Origin of the sequence: Pantoea sp. PNA 03-3, from assembly GCF_003201175.1 — a bacterium.
GTDB classification, from domain to species: domain Bacteria; phylum Pseudomonadota; class Gammaproteobacteria; order Enterobacterales; family Enterobacteriaceae; genus Pantoea; species Pantoea stewartii.
In genome coordinates, this window is sequence record NZ_QICO01000005.1 from 288,415 (window position 1) to 302,018 (window position 13,604).

The 13,604-nt window shown below is 53.8% G+C and carries 16 protein-coding genes and 1 riboswitch; of the genes, 13 read left to right on the forward strand and 3 right to left on the reverse strand.

Features of this window, described 5'->3' with window-relative positions; translation table 11 throughout:
- Position 1 precedes the first annotated feature (1 nt).
- From C7433_RS16115 to C7433_RS16125, 3 genes are read left to right on the forward strand one after another with little or no spacing between them, the layout of a single operon-like run.
- Positions 2–919 (forward strand): carbohydrate ABC transporter permease, encoded by a 918-nt coding sequence (locus C7433_RS16115; RefSeq protein ID WP_006122086.1) that lies wholly within the window; start codon positions 2–4, stop codon positions 917–919.
- The gene (locus C7433_RS16120) at positions 916–1,734 is read left to right on the forward strand and encodes a carbohydrate ABC transporter permease (RefSeq protein ID WP_033742272.1); all 819 of its coding nucleotides are present in this window, start codon (positions 916–918) and stop codon (positions 1,732–1,734) included. The genes C7433_RS16115 and C7433_RS16120 overlap by 4 nt, the downstream gene beginning before the upstream one ends.
- A gap of 10 nt (positions 1,735–1,744) precedes the next feature.
- A complete protein-coding gene (locus tag C7433_RS16125; protein WP_033742271.1) occupies positions 1,745–2,653 on the forward strand; it encodes a metallophosphoesterase in 909 nt (302 codons plus the stop codon).
- 388 nt (positions 2,654–3,041) lie between these two features.
- Here the strand turns inward: C7433_RS16125 and C7433_RS16130 are convergent, their stop codons facing one another.
- Positions 3,042–3,917, reverse strand: coding sequence for a LysR substrate-binding domain-containing protein (locus tag C7433_RS16130; RefSeq protein ID WP_058708852.1), 876 nt, complete (start codon positions 3,915–3,917; stop codon positions 3,042–3,044).
- A gap of 103 nt (positions 3,918–4,020) precedes the next feature.
- On the opposite strand from C7433_RS16130, the gene C7433_RS16135 reads away from it, so the two are divergent.
- From C7433_RS16135 to C7433_RS16160, 6 genes are all read left to right on the forward strand, one after another.
- Positions 4,021–4,335 (forward strand): carboxymuconolactone decarboxylase family protein, encoded by a 315-nt coding sequence (locus tag C7433_RS16135; protein WP_039339330.1) that lies wholly within the window; start codon positions 4,021–4,023, stop codon positions 4,333–4,335.
- A gap of 9 nt (positions 4,336–4,344) precedes the next feature.
- Positions 4,345–4,752: a tautomerase family protein gene (locus C7433_RS16140; protein WP_058702459.1), complete on the forward strand. Its 408-nt coding sequence runs from the start codon at positions 4,345–4,347 to the stop codon at positions 4,750–4,752.
- Between the two features lie 11 nt (positions 4,753–4,763).
- On the forward strand, positions 4,764–5,297 hold the full coding sequence (locus C7433_RS16145; protein WP_110268548.1) for a DUF4865 family protein: 534 nt from the start codon (positions 4,764–4,766) through the stop codon (positions 5,295–5,297).
- 213 nt (positions 5,298–5,510) lie between these two features.
- Positions 5,511–6,074 carry a peroxiredoxin gene (locus C7433_RS16150; RefSeq protein ID WP_033742266.1) on the forward strand — a complete coding sequence of 188 codons (564 nt, stop codon included), beginning with the start codon at positions 5,511–5,513 and terminating at the stop codon, positions 6,072–6,074.
- A gap of 23 nt (positions 6,075–6,097) precedes the next feature.
- Positions 6,098–7,333, forward strand: a complete 1,236-nt coding sequence (locus C7433_RS16155) for a protein-disulfide reductase DsbD (RefSeq protein ID WP_006122090.1) — start codon at positions 6,098–6,100, stop codon at positions 7,331–7,333.
- A gap of 95 nt (positions 7,334–7,428) precedes the next feature.
- Positions 7,429–8,121 carry an aspartate/glutamate racemase gene (locus tag C7433_RS16160; protein ID WP_006122091.1) on the forward strand — a complete coding sequence of 231 codons (693 nt, stop codon included), beginning with the start codon at positions 7,429–7,431 and terminating at the stop codon, positions 8,119–8,121.
- A 44-nt stretch (positions 8,122–8,165) separates the two neighbouring features.
- Here the strand turns inward: C7433_RS16160 and C7433_RS16165 are convergent, their stop codons facing one another.
- Positions 8,166–8,522 (reverse strand): cupin domain-containing protein, encoded by a 357-nt coding sequence (locus C7433_RS16165; RefSeq protein ID WP_110268549.1) that lies wholly within the window; start codon positions 8,520–8,522, stop codon positions 8,166–8,168.
- A gap of 955 nt (positions 8,523–9,477) precedes the next feature.
- Between C7433_RS16165 and C7433_RS16170 the strand changes: the two genes are divergently transcribed.
- Positions 9,478–9,699, forward strand: a complete 222-nt coding sequence (locus tag C7433_RS16170; protein ID WP_033742263.1) for a hypothetical protein — start codon at positions 9,478–9,480, stop codon at positions 9,697–9,699.
- Positions 9,700–9,793: 94 nt separating this feature from the next.
- Here the strand turns inward: C7433_RS16170 and C7433_RS16175 are convergent, their stop codons facing one another.
- Complete coding sequence (locus C7433_RS16175; RefSeq protein WP_039339618.1) at positions 9,794–10,453, reverse strand: DUF1345 domain-containing protein; 660 nt, start codon at positions 10,451–10,453, stop codon at positions 9,794–9,796.
- A gap of 364 nt (positions 10,454–10,817) precedes the next feature.
- Positions 10,818–10,916, forward strand: a riboswitch (guanidine-I (ykkC/yxkD leader).
- Between the two features lie 55 nt (positions 10,917–10,971).
- On the opposite strand from C7433_RS16175, the gene C7433_RS16180 reads away from it, so the two are divergent.
- From C7433_RS16180 to C7433_RS16190, 3 genes are all read left to right on the forward strand, one after another.
- Entirely contained in the window at positions 10,972–12,030 is a 1,059-nt protein-coding gene (locus C7433_RS16180) for a putative urea ABC transporter substrate-binding protein (protein ID WP_110268550.1), read from the forward strand.
- Between the two features lie 24 nt (positions 12,031–12,054).
- Positions 12,055–12,870: an ABC transporter permease gene (locus C7433_RS16185; protein WP_110268551.1), complete on the forward strand. Its 816-nt coding sequence runs from the start codon at positions 12,055–12,057 to the stop codon at positions 12,868–12,870.
- Positions 12,867–13,604 (forward strand): ABC transporter ATP-binding protein (locus C7433_RS16190; RefSeq protein WP_110268552.1); only part of this gene is annotated, 738 nt, incomplete at its 3' end. The genes C7433_RS16185 and C7433_RS16190, both read left to right, overlap by 4 nt.

A 13,604-nucleotide genomic window follows, 5' to 3' on the forward strand; every position in this document is an offset into this window, starting at 1 on the left:
GATGGCGATGAACATGGCGGCAACAGCAACGCCCGCACCGCGTGTGCGGCGCGGTTCACTTCAGCTGTGTGGCTATTTGCTGATTTTACCGGCGCTGGGTTTTCTGCTGCTGTTTACCCATTATCCTGCGCTGGCAACGGTGTGGGAAAGCCTGTTCAGCGCTGCCCGTGCAGGTCATCCGGCCCACTTTGTCGGGCTGGATAACTACGCTGCGCTGCTGGATGATGATGTGTTTATCCGGTCGCTGTGGAATAACCTGTTGTATGCCTTGATCACTATACCGCTTGCGGTTTCCCTGGCGTTACTGATGGCCCTGGCCGTTAACCGACGGCTGGCGGGTAACGCCGCTGTGCGTGCAGCCTTCTTTATTCCCTCTCTGCTGCCGATGATAGCCATCGCCAATCTGTGGCTGTTTTTCTACACACCACAACTGGGACTTCTGAATAAGCTGCTTGCGCTGTTTTCTGTCGCACCGGTTAACTGGCTCGGCGAACCCGGCACGACGCTCGGGTGCCTGATGGCCGTTTCTGTCTGGCGCGAGGCTGGTTTTTTTATGATTTTTTATCTGGCTGCGTTACAGCAGATCGATCCGCGCCTCAGCGAAGCTGCACAAATCGAAGGGGCGTCAAAGGGGTATTTTTTTCGCCGCGTCCAGTGGCCGCTACTGATGCCGACAACGTTGTTCGTGCTGATTAATGCCTCGATGAATGCATTTCGTATCGTCGATCAGGTGATTGCGATGACCAACGGTGGCCCGGACAACAGCAGCAGCCTGTTACTGTTTTATATCTACCGTACGGCATTCAGCTACTGGGATCTCCCTGCTGCAGCGGCGATGACCGTCGTATTGCTGCTGATTTTAGCCCTGATTGCGGTGCTGAAATTTTCCCTGCTGGATAAGCGAGCGCACTATCAATGAAGCCTGAATTCTCTGCGGGCCGACTGTGCCTGAATATGGTTATCTGGCTGGCGGCGCTGCTGTGGTTGTTACCGATACTGGTGGCGTTGTGGGTAGCGGTTCACCCGGCGGCCGATCAGGGAAGCTTCTCGCTGTGGGCACCCCTGACGCTACAAAATTTCACGGATGCCTGGCACGCCGCGCCCTTTGGCCGCTATTTCCTGAATACCATATTGCTGGTGGTCATGATTGTGGTGTGTCAGCTTATCCTGGCCACGATGGCGGCGTACGCGCTGGTCAGGTTTCGCCTGAAATATTCGGGTTTTCTGTTCGCGCTTATCCTGTTACAGCTGATGATAAGCCCGGATGTCCTGATCCTGAATAATTACAAAACCATTGGTGCGCTGGGCTTGCGCGATACGTTGACCGGCATTGCCTTGCCGTATTTTGCTTCAGCATTTGCGATTTTCTTGCTGCGCCAGACCTTTAAAAGCATCCCTGTGGTGCTGGAAGAAGCGGCCATTGTAGAGGGCGCCAGTCGGTTTTATATCCTGCGCAAAATCTATATTCCGCTGGCCAGGCCAATCTATATCGCTTTTGCACTGGTCTCCATTAGTTTCCACTGGAATGATTTTCTGTGGCCGCTGGTTATTACGGATTCTGTAAAAGTCCGTCCGTTGACGGTAGGACTGCAGTTATTTTCGGCACCGGAGCAGGGCGTGCAATGGGCACTGATTGGGGCGGCAACGATCATGACAACGCTGCCGCTGTTGCTGTTGTTTCTGGTGTTCCAGCGCCAGTTTATCCAGTCATTTATGCGCGCAGGCATTCGCTAAGGAAAATAACATGTTAACGCCGCACACTCTCAGCCCGTCACAACGTACCTTGCTGGCGGATATTGCGTCGCTGTATCAGCCGCCATCGTTACGTGCGTTGCCCGTCAGAGATAATGGCATCCGTTTTGGTCTGCTTGCCGATCCTCAGTATGCTGATGTGGACCCGGATATCAGCAACAATCTTTACTACCGCAATGGCCTTAATAAACTCAGCCAGGCCATCAAGGCATTCAACGCGGAGCCGCTGGATTTTGTGGTGACGCTGGGCGATCTGGTGGATCGCCACTGGCAAAGCTATGCCGCCATACTGCCGGTGTTTGCCCGGTTACAGCATCCGCATGCTGTGGTACTGGGCAACCATGATGCGCAGACCATCGCTGAACGACTAGATAATCAGGCTCCCTTACCCAAAGGCTATTACGCTTTCCGTTTTAACGGTTGGCGCTTTGTTGTTTACGATGGCAACGATATGAGCCTGTACTGTAATACCCTCAACGGCCGCGATCGTGAAGAGGCCGCAGCCTTGTTAGCGCAACTGCAACATGACCAACAGCCTCAGGCGCAGCCCTGGAACGGTGCCGTTGGCAGGCAACAATTCAACTGGATTGAACAGCAGCTACAGGCTGCCCAACAGTCACGGGAAAGCGTGATTGTTTTTGGCCACTATCCGCTGGCACCCGTAACCACGCACCGCCTGATGAATGCCCCCGCGCTGGTGGCGTTATTCACACGTTATCGCGTACGCGCCTGTTTTGCCGGGCACGATCATCGTGGAGGTTATGCCTGTATCGACGGGACGGAATTTTTCACCCTGAAAGGCATGCTGGATGGCCCCACAGCGGTGCCCTTTGCGTGGGTTGATATCACGGGTGACCAACTCAGGGTGTCCGGTTTTGGTGGAGAAATCAGCCGGGGCTAGCGTTTTGTGGGTGCGGGTTCAGGGTGTCTGATGCAGGGGAAACGCGAACAGCGCTGTGTTATGCATTTTAGTTACATCATACTCTAACGATTTTTTGCCAGGGTGCCGGCATCAACTTTCGCGGCAAAATAGCGTTAGCAGCAGATAATCTGCGGACATACCTTTTCGCGGAAAACCCGCTTTCATCGGCCCGCCAGAAGTGTGTGCTATCCGTGACAGCGTAACGAGAAGCGGCAGCAGGGCAGAGATTAACGTGCAGTCTAATAAGGAAAACCCCCAGTTTCTTCACCACTATCACCTTGTTCATTCATCTGGCGGGGTGAATTCTTTGCACTGATTAGCGACTCACACCAGTGATGCCGCGCCTGAAGTAAAGCGTTCCGGTCCGTCACAGGCCAGCAAAGTGCGCTTTGATCGACTCGCAGAGTGATGCGGCTGCAGGGGATAACGGTTTTTCAGCACAGTGCAGGCTGACGCCAATCGTGCCCATCTCCGGCAGAGCTGATGTCAGCAACGTTAGCGAAGACGGTAAGCCCATCTGTGTCCGCAAGGTAATACCCAGCCCCGCCTCCGCGGCGGCCCATATTCCGCTCAGACTGCGGCTGGTGAACGCAATGCGCCAGGGAATATTTGCCCTGTCTAACGCCGCAGTGGCGGCGCTACGCATAAGGCAGGGCGCGTCAAAGACCAGCAAGGGTAGTGGTTGTTTAGCCTCCAGCAGACTCTGGACATCAAAACCCTTTACGCTGATCCAGTTGAGCGGCAACGCGCCAAGTGACTGACTGTGCGCCGTCGACTCCTCGCCTTGCCAGCAGAGGGCGACGTCAATCTCGTGCTGGCGTATTGCGGTAAGCAAGGGCTGATTGCGGCTCACGGATGCTGAAATTTGCACGTCGGGATGCGCACGCGAAAACTGACCCAGAACGGCAGGCAGTAATGTTTCCCCAAAATCTTCCTGCAAACCCAGCCGCACTTCTCCGCCAATCCCGCTGGCCTTGATGGCGGCACAGGCTTCGTCATTCAGGCTCATCAGCCTGCGCGCATAGGCAAGCATAATCTCGCCCTGCGCGGTAAGCGTCAGATGCCGTCCTGACTTCTGCACCAGCGCTGCTCCCGCCTGGTATTCCAGTTTCTTTAGCTGAGCGCTCACCGCCGAGGTTGATCGGCCCAGGCGCTGCGCGGCAGACGCAAAGCTCCCCAGTTCAATACCGGTCACAAACGTACGCAGGCTTTCTGCATCAAACGTCACGGGCCTTTTCGCCATTCTTATTCATCCCATAAAACGGGACTGTTTGTCCCAATATTTCTGATTTTATAAATCATCGCCGCCTTTTATCTTTTTATCACACCCCCAGAAGGAAAGAGAAATGAACCCCATACCGTTAACGCGCGAAAATCTGGCTGAGATCGCGCCCAAGCTGGCAGCGTTGAGTGAAGACATTTTATTTGGCGATATCTGGCAGCGCGACGGGCTTTCACCGCGAGACAGAAGTCTGATTACTGTCAGTGCGCTTATTGCGTTAAACCGACCCGAACAACTGAGCTGGCATCTGAAACTGGCTCGCAAGAATGGCCTCTCTGAGGCTGAGCTCACGGAAATGATGACCCACCTGGCCTTTTATTGCGGCTGGCCGGCGGCTGTTTCCGCCCTCACGGTTTTTAAAAACACGCTCTCAGAGTAAGGAATATCTATGCCCGTCAGTCGTATTGCGATATCTGAACACCGTATTGAACAGTGGCGTGAGGCTATCTCCACGGCGTTACAGGACGCATTCGAGACCTCTTTTTCTGTGCCGCATGGGGATTGTTTTCAGTTCTTTGACAGTTATCACCGGCATACACGTATTTTTGACCGGCACTATTTGTGCAGCGCGCAGACGGGCCGAAGTGATGACTTCCTTCTGTTTCACATTACGGCAGGGAAAGCGCGTAGCCTCGCACAAAAGCAGGCTTTTTATGCAGATTTGAATGCACGTCTGGTAAAGGCGATTGGCATTAATCCGGCTGACGTCATGATTGTCGTGAATTTCAGTGACCCCGAGGACTGGTCATTTGGCAACGGCAAGGTGTTTAGTCTGGCCGATATCTCATCACGCTGAGGAGAAAAAATATGCTGGCGATGCAGTACCGTTTTGTTCTTCCCGCTGACTACGATATGACAATCATTCAGCGCAGGATTGCTGACAACGGCAAAAAAATGGATGGCTTTCCAGGCCTGCTGTTTAAAGCTTATCTTTACGCCTGGCAGAAGGGCGCCGATATGAACGGCCAGGAAAACAGTTATGCCCCGTTTTATCTCTGGCAGGATGCGGACAGTATGCACCGCTTTTTAGCCAGCGAGGGGTTCAAAAGGTTGACGCAAGCCTTTGGCTGGCCGCGTATTGATACCTTTCCGGTGCTGTCTGCCGACATATCGACGGCTATCAGCCAGGCGAGTTGGGCCGTCTGTGAAATCAGCCCCGTACAACCTTACAGCGATCTCGCGCTACTGACTCACCATCGGCCGCTGGACAACGCGCTGGCACGAGTGTCCGCACTGGACGCCTGCGGCTGGCGGCGCCTGACATTCACCTTATGGCGAACACCGCAGGCCGTCACTTGTCCGGCTCGTGCTTATCAGGTCGGATATATTGCACGGGCGTGACCGGCGGACCGTTACGCTCTGTCACACATTTATCTTACTAACCGCATATCTATTAGAACGGTTATATGACTATCTTATTTTATCTGCCGGGTACGTGTGGATGACCTTTCTGTCCGCCCGGCCATGCGGCTAAATATTTCCATTTTTTGCCAGTGAATCTAGTATTAATGTGCATAAGGCACTGTTGCCTGTTTGCCGATGGAGAGAAAAAGAATGCATCAAATGAAGCGCCTGAAAATGCTGACGGCAGCGACGCTGCTGGCGTTAAGCCTGCCTGTGACTTCTGCGTTTGCTGCGCTGGCCGCAGGAGAAACCGCACCGGACTTTAAACTGGAAGCGGCTCTGGCAGGTAAAGAAACGACCTTCTCCTTACAGCAGGCACTGAAAAAAGGACCGGTTGTACTTTATTTCTTCCCGGCGGCGTTCAGCGCCGGCTGCACGCTGGAAGCGCATGCTTTTGCGGAAGCAACCGATGAGTTTAAAAAGCAGGGCGCAACGGTAATTGGCGTGACCGCAGGTAATACCGATCAGATTGCGAAATTCTCTCAGCTTGAGTGTCGCGATAAGTTCACCGTCGCCGCCGATCCGGGTGCCAAAGTGGCGGCCGAATACAAAAGTACGATGGAAATGAAAGGCAAAACTCTGTCTGATCGCACATCGTATGTTATTGCGCCGGATGGCAAAATTTTGCTGAGTTACACCGATAAAAATCCAGAGGCCCATATTCAGAAGACCTTGGATGCCGTGAAAAAATACCGTCAGGCTAACCCGGCTTAATCTCACATCTGGACAGCGCCATCATGTTGACTGCTATCGCCGCCGCGTTTCTGGGCGGCATTATTCTTAATCTCATGCCCTGTGTATTCCCGGTGATCTCGCTGAAGGCCCTGAGTCTGCTGCGCCACAATGCCCAACCCGCACATGCGCGAGCCGAAGGGCTGGCTTTTCTGGTGGGTGTGGTTGTCACGATGGTGCTGCTGGTCAGTGTGCTGTTACTGGCAAGAATGGGGGGCGCTTCCGTCGGCTGGGGTTTTCAGTTGCAATCGCCGCTGGTGATAGCCTTACTGGTGCTAATCATGGTGGCATCGGCCCTCAACCTGTTCGGCCTGTTTGAGGTTGGCTTATCCCTTCAGCGGGCGGGTGAAGTCGGAGGCGAGCGGGGAGGGCTAACCGGATCGGCACTCACCGGAGCGCTGGCCATCGTCGTCGCCACGCCCTGTAGCGCGCCGTTTATGGCCAGCGCCATCGGCTATGCCTTTACGCAACCTCCCGTTATCAGTGTGGTTATTTTCCTTTCACTGGCGCTGGGGTTTGCAGCACCGTTCACACTAATTTCCTTTTTCCCTGTGTTTGCCCGCCTGCTACCTGCGCCGGGTGCCTGGATGATCACGCTCAAACACGGGCTCGCCTTTCCCATGCTGGGGGCGGCGGGGTGGTTGATTTGGGTACTGGAGCGTCAGGCGGGTTCGACAGCCCTGGCAGCCATTCTGACATGCTGCCTGGTGCTGAGTTTTGCCGCCTGGCTGTATGGTATGGCGCAAAAGCGACAGATGATGGGAAGGCGGCACTGGGCATTACACATCGCTACAGCCGCCATGGTCGTTCTGTTAATTCCGCCGTTGTTAACATTGAAAACCGCCACGACAACGCCGGATTCGCCCGATACCGTTGCCGCGGCCGCGGTGGCATGGACACCTCAAAATGTTGAGGCGATAAAAGGTCAGGGCAAACCCGTTCTGGTCAATTTTACGGCCTCATGGTGCATTACCTGTCAGGTTAACGAGCGCACCTCCCTGTCGACGCAGGCGGTTAAGCAAGCCATGGCGCGCACGGACACCATCTATATGATTGCGGACTCCACGAAGTACAATCCTGATGTCGAACAGGCGCTCAGCGACTTTGGTCGCGGCGGATTGCCGCTGTATGTCGTTTACCCTGCGGATGGCGGAAAACCTGTCGTTCTGCCGCAGGTGTTAACCCCGGGCATCGTTATCACGGCACTGCAGCAGGCCAGCGAAAAAGGTAAAAAAACCTGATGGCCTTATTGCTGCGGCAGACCATTAAACCTGCATTCAGGCCTGCGCACGCGTAAGGCGGGCCTGAACCTGCACGGTATGCACACAGGATGAACATGAAAACAATCGGACTGATCGGTGGGATGAGCTGGGAATCCACGCTGCCTTATTACCGCTTCATCAATGAAGGTATTCGGGAAAGACTGGGCGGATTACACTCGGCACGACTGCTGTTACACAGCGTCGATTTTCACGATATTGAAGTCTGTCAGCGTGAGGGCAACTGGGCACAGGCAGGCAAGCAGTTGGGTGAAGCCGCCCGGGGACTGGCACTTGCCGGGGCCGAAGCCATCGTGCTGTGTACCAATACGATGCACAAGGTTGCCGACGATATAGAAGCCCACTGCAATCTTCCCTTTTTACACATTGCCGATGCCACGGGCAGGGCGATAACAGCCAGAGGGATGACGCGAGTCGCCTTGCTGGGCACCCGCTATACGATGGAGCAGGATTTTTATCTGGGGCGGTTACAGCAACGGTTTTCGATTAACACGATCGTGCCGGAGGCGGAGCAGCGCGCCACCCTCAATCACATCATTTTTGATGAACTCTGCATGGGAAAATTTACCGAAAGCGCACGCCAGTATTATCTTGATGTGATCACGCAGCTGCGCGATCAGGGCGCGCAGGCGGTGATTTTCGGCTGCACGGAAATCGGTCTGCTGGTTCCCGAGGCGCAAAGCGCTCTGCCTGTCTTTGATACCACCAGCCTTCATGCCCGTGATGCCGTAGACTTTATGTTGTCCTGATTGTCCGTTATCCGGGCAACCAAAAAGTCTGTTCGTCGGCGTCATTAAGGGGTTTCAAATATCACGTAGAGCTTACGCATGGTCGTGTCCATAACCCATGTGCCTTCCGTGTTTGCTTCAAAAAACAACGTATCGCCGGGTTTGAAATGCTGTGGTGTTTCGCCATCAGCAGTAAAAGATCCCGTTCCGGAAAGGAAGTGCATCATCTCCGCTTGCTTTACGCCGCGACGATAGCTGCCCGGCGAACATTCAAAAATGCCCATATCAATACTCTCATGACCCGGGATGACTTTCTGCAGCCCGGCGATCACGATTTCAGGTGAACCAGGTAATCCCTCAACGGTACCCCAGGATTCGAGAGTGCTGATCGAAGCAGGTTGTTCAAGTTTTTGTACTTTCATTTTTTCTTCCTGAGCGATTGTCACGGTTATGGCAGGCATTGCACGTTGCCCTTAGCGTAAACAAAACCAGAAAAACAAAGCGCGTTTTAATTTCCTGCGTATGAAACTTCTGCTCATTCAACGTCGTCTTTAAAGCAGAATATGCCTGGCAAGGTCACGGCGCGTTCGGTACAGAGGCTAAGGGCGCAGTGTGCGGTTTTCCCGACACTTTGCGACTTAATGCCACACGACATCGTCGGACTGAAACTGGCGTAGGGCTATCAACAAAAAAGAAGGATCACGTTTAACGGTATCCGGCGATAGTTAACGGGTTCGTTTATCTGTTCTGCAATAAACAAAATCGCGGGATGGATTTGAAGAAGGCACTGGTGATGAATTAACCCTTTTAGTTATGACAGCCCTTTAGCGGATATCACTCTATTTGACGCAATCACGATGATTAAGGATTTACCAAAAAACGGTATCGAACATACCTGTAATTGCACGAGGCGAAAGCTTAAGGCGCTATTATTTGCGGTATGTCATTCTCCTGAATTAAACACCAGCAAGCCAGGTTATCCAGAGCGGGCGGCGCATCCGGCGTTTTTTCTTGTGAATGCAGGCAGTTACGATGTCATCTCACCTGCCAGACGCCGTGGGATCGCAGCCTGATTTAAGTCACCTATTCTGAGCATGCTTTGACTGTTTTTTAAAGCAAAACAGACAGGCTTATTTCGCAACAGGTAGCGTTGAGATGGGTTTCGATCCCGGTTAATCGCTTTTTCCGCCAGGCTTAACCATGCCCGTTCTCGCCGACTTTATCCGTCTGTTGATTTTTTCGCCTTGCGGCGAAATAAGATTTTTAATGAAAGTTAAACGTCGCATAAACGTAACAGAACCTGAACGGCAAAAACGTACAACATCGCTACGCTCAATAAAGGTAAATCATTTTCATAATCGTTACGGAGTCAAATTGATGCATAAACTTTCGATTGTTGTTATTACCGCAGGTCTGCTCATGGCAATGAGTACTCAGGTCGAAGCGAAAGGGTGCCTGAAAGGTGCAGCCGTCGGTGGCGTTGCCGGGCATATGAAAAACCACGGTGCAGCGGGTGCGGCGGCTGGCTGTGCGGTTGGGCATCATATGGCGAAGAAAAAACAAAAAGAGGCGGATGCTAAGCAGCAAGGGCAGCAGTAAATCTCGCCTCCCTACACCGTCCGTCAGCGGACAGGTGTAGGGCAGATCAGGCTTTCACCGCAGGTAATCTCTTCTCTCCCTTTCGTGACGCACGTTAGCTCAGCAGGCTGGCGGCCACGTTTACAGATAACCCCAGAATCGTCAGATTAAAGATAAAAGAGATGACCGACTGCAGCAGGGCGAGTTTTCGCATTTCTGTTGTGCCCGTTGCCACATCGGCGGTCTGAGAAGCCACCGCGATGGTAAAAGAGAAATAGAGAAAATCCCAGTAAGCCGGGTGCGCAGGTTTCTCTGGAAAGATCATCGGGGTAACGCTGCTGCTACGATGCAAATAGTGCTGGTGTGCATAATGCATGGCAAACGCGCTGGGCAGTAAAGCCCAGGAGGCGATGAGCGTTATGGCGGTCAGAAGCAAATGCAGGGCCCGCGGTGTGCCCGTCAGGCTTTTCAGCGTGGGAAGCTCGCTCATAATGGCCACCATACTGATCGTACAGGCTACAATCACCAGTCCCAGTACCAGTGCGGCACTTTGATCCTGCATCTGGGCGATTCGTTTAATCTGATCAGGCGCAGTGCGTAACATACGAAACCAGATAAACCAGAGATAGAGCCACGCCAGCACGTTCCAGCTTATCAACAGTCGCTGCATTTGCCCCAACTGTTCGGGCAGTAAAAAATAGCAGACGATACCCGCAACGACAGAGATGAGCAGGCGCAACCGGGCGAAAAGATTTGAGCCAAAGGAAGAGTGCATGGTCATGGGTTTTACTGGTAATTGAATCAGTTAACTCTAGTGTATTCCGGATTATCCTGCCGTAAAAAAAGCACGAGATTTACCCTGCGTTGTGAATGGGATGATGATGACATTCAGCTCTGAGTCAAATGCCCCAGCCACCACACCTTAAGTCAGGCAAACAGATGCGGTTACGTGCGATGTCACCCCATTTCGTCTTTCTGTTCTGTACCGGCACCGAGAGTGTGCAACGCACATTCATTACTCATCATTCTGGTGCTTCGCGGCCTGAAAATCGGGTAATTGCCTGATTTCTGGCAACATGATTTCTGGCACGTCAATTGCAAAACTGTGAACAGTACGCAGCGCAACACATAATCTGATAGCAATAGCTGGCTAGGGTTCCGGTTCACGCAGGTGAATGTCTGGTCCGAGAGCTGGCGACCTCTGCGAGGTTACACGGCGGGACAAAAGCCCGGGAGACAGCAGCACCGTGAGGTGTCGCGCTGCTCCTTTTTTGTGCCAACCAGAGGTTAACCATGAAAACAACGTCGTTCATCCGCACGCTTTTGCTGTCACTGATCTTGCTGATTAGCTTTCCTTCCTTCGCCGCGGTCAAAAAAGAATTCAACATCTGCTGGACGATCTATGCGGGCTGGATGCCCTGGGGCACCATCAGTAATGAAAAAATTATTGATAAATGGGCCAGCAAATACGGCATCAAAATCAATATCGTTCAACTCAACGACTACATCGAATCCATTAACCAGTATACAGCGGAACAGTTTGACGGCTGCACCATGACTAATATGGATGCGCTGACTATCCCGGCGGCAGGCGGCGTGGATTCGACTGCGCTGATCACCGGCAGCTATTCCGATGGCAACGACGGTATAGTCCTGAAAGGGGTGAATAAAAAACTCAGCGACCTGAAGGGCATGTCGGTCTATTTACCTGAGCTGTCGGTATCGCACTATCTTCTGGTTCGCGGACTGGAAAAAGCCGGACTGCAGGAAAAGGACGTGAAGGTCGTCAATACCTCGGATGCGGATATCGTCTCGGCCTTTGGCACCAGCAACGTGCGGGCGGTGGTCGCCTGGAACCCGCAACTGTCCGTCATTAAAAAGACGCCACAAACCACTGAAGTGTTCAGCTCCTCCCAGGTCCCCGGTGAACTTATCGACATGATGGTGGTGAACACCCAGACGCTGAAAGATAACCCGGCTCTCGGCAAAGCGCTGACCGGAGCCTGGTTTGAAATGATGGCAAAAATGCACGCAGGCGATACGAAAGTGCTGAGTGAGATGGCTGCTGATTCCGGTACCGACCTTGCGGGCTATCAGGCCCAGTTGAAAACGACCCACCTGTTCTGGACACCTGCCGAAACCCTGGCCTTTATTTCTTCCCCGGAATTGCCAAAAACCATGCAGCGCGTGGCGACATTCTCCTTTGATAAAGGGCTGCTGGGCCAGGGCGCACAGAGCGCTGACTTTATCGGCATGACGTTCCCGGGCAACGTCACCATTGGCGACAGGGCTAACAGCAAGCTGCGCTTCGACGACAGCTATCTGAAGCTGGCCGCCGCGGGCAAGTTGTAACCACTGACCACGGGAGCTCGTGCCATGCGCCTCATCAACCGCTATCCCCGCCAGGGCATGCGCCTGACGCTAATGCTGTTGCCCTTCGTGCTGATTATCGCCGCCTGGTTTATCGGGTCGGCGGTGCGGCTCGAAGCCAATCCGCAGGACAAACTGCTGCCCGGCCTGTCGCAGATGATTGATGCCATTGACCGGATGGCCTTCACGCCGGATAAGCGCAGTGGTGAATACCTGCTGTGGACCGATACGTTTACCAGCCTGAGCCGCCTGCTGCTGGGACTGGCGCTCTCCTCGTTGATCGGCCTGTGTCTGGGTATCGCCGCAGGGGTGTTCCCGCTGTCCCGCGCCGCCCTGTCACCCCTGCTGACGGTTGTCTCCATGATTCCGCCGCTGGCGATTCTGCCCGTGCTGTTTATTGTTTTCGGCCTGGATGAGTTGTCAAAAGTGATGCTTATCGTCATTGGCATTACGCCGATGCTCGCGCGCGATCTTGAACACCGGGCGCGGGAAATCCCGGCAGAACTCTTTATCAAAGCGCAAACCCTGGGGGCGAATAGCTGGACGGTTGTGCTGCGGGTGGTCCTGCCGCAGCTGTTATCGCGGCTTATTACCTCGCTACGTCTGCTGCTGGGATCGGCCTGGCTGTTTTTAATCTCTTCTGAAGCGATTTCGGCGACCGCCGGGCTCGGCTATCGCATTTTCCTGGTGCGGCGTTACATGGCGATGGATGTGATTATCCCTTATGTCATCTGGATCACGCTGCTGGCATGGCTGATGGATCTGGGCCTGCGCAGGTTGCACAACGCCTGTTTCCCCTGGGCGGAAGGAGGCCGGAAATGAGTTTTATCAGCATCAGGAATATCTGGCAGGAGTACGGCGATCATGTGGTGCTGGAGCGTATCAGTTTGCAGGTTAAAGAGGGTGAATTCTGCTCCCTGGTCGGTGCATCGGGCTGCGGAAAGTCGACATTTTTACGCCTGCTGCTGGGTCAGGAGAAACCTACCCGGGGAGAGATCACGCTGGATGGCCAGGCTCTGGCAACAGAACCAGACCGTAGCCGCGGCGTCGTGTTTCAGCGCTACTCCGTGTTTCCCCATCTCAACGTCCTGGATAACGTCGCGACGGGACTTGAGTTACCTGCTTCCCCGCTGTTTGGCCGCCTGTTTGGTGCCCGGAAACGCGAGGCCCGCCAGCAGGCGCGCGCGATGCTGGAGAAGGTGGGGCTGGGAAATGCGCTGGATAAATATCCGGCGCAGCTCTCCGGCGGCATGCAGCAAAGGCTGGCGATTGCCCAGGCATTCATTATGCAACCGCGCGTGCTGTTGCTTGATGAACCTTTTGGCGCACTGGATCCCGGCATTCGCAAAGATATGCATGCGCTGTTGCTTCAACTATGGAGTGAAACCCGTATGACGGTGTTTATGGTCACCCACGATCTTGCCGAAGGCTTCAACCTGGGTACCCGGCTACTGGTATTCGACAAAGTCCGTCACGATCCCCAGGCCCCTGATGCCTGGGGCGCACGTATTACTTACGACATTCCGCTTAATGAGGCGCGAATGGCACAGATAATG

Coding starts and splice junctions, on each gene's coding strand:
- C7433_RS16165 (WP_110268549.1), bottom strand. CDS start 8,522: ATGAAAGTACAAAAACTTGAACAACCTGCTTCGATCAGCACTCTCGAA.
- C7433_RS16140 (WP_058702459.1), top strand. CDS start 4,345: ATGCCCGTCAGTCGTATTGCGATATCTGAACACCGTATTGAACAGTGG.
- C7433_RS16115 (WP_006122086.1), top strand. CDS start 2: ATGGCGATGAACATGGCGGCAACAGCAACGCCCGCACCGCGTGTGCGG.
- C7433_RS16160 (WP_006122091.1), top strand. CDS start 7,429: ATGAAAACAATCGGACTGATCGGTGGGATGAGCTGGGAATCCACGCTG.
- C7433_RS16185 (WP_110268551.1), top strand. CDS start 12,055: ATGCGCCTCATCAACCGCTATCCCCGCCAGGGCATGCGCCTGACGCTA.
- C7433_RS16125 (WP_033742271.1), top strand. CDS start 1,745: ATGTTAACGCCGCACACTCTCAGCCCGTCACAACGTACCTTGCTGGCG.
- C7433_RS16130 (WP_058708852.1), bottom strand. CDS start 3,917: ATGGCGAAAAGGCCCGTGACGTTTGATGCAGAAAGCCTGCGTACGTTT.
- C7433_RS16175 (WP_039339618.1), bottom strand. CDS start 10,453: ATGCACTCTTCCTTTGGCTCAAATCTTTTCGCCCGGTTGCGCCTGCTC.
- C7433_RS16155 (WP_006122090.1), top strand. CDS start 6,098: ATGTTGACTGCTATCGCCGCCGCGTTTCTGGGCGGCATTATTCTTAAT.
- C7433_RS16145 (WP_110268548.1), top strand. CDS start 4,764: ATGCTGGCGATGCAGTACCGTTTTGTTCTTCCCGCTGACTACGATATG.
- C7433_RS16135 (WP_039339330.1), top strand. CDS start 4,021: ATGAACCCCATACCGTTAACGCGCGAAAATCTGGCTGAGATCGCGCCC.
- C7433_RS16150 (WP_033742266.1), top strand. CDS start 5,511: ATGCATCAAATGAAGCGCCTGAAAATGCTGACGGCAGCGACGCTGCTG.
- C7433_RS16120 (WP_033742272.1), top strand. CDS start 916: ATGAAGCCTGAATTCTCTGCGGGCCGACTGTGCCTGAATATGGTTATC.
- C7433_RS16170 (WP_033742263.1), top strand. CDS start 9,478: ATGCATAAACTTTCGATTGTTGTTATTACCGCAGGTCTGCTCATGGCA.
- C7433_RS16180 (WP_110268550.1), top strand. CDS start 10,972: ATGAAAACAACGTCGTTCATCCGCACGCTTTTGCTGTCACTGATCTTG.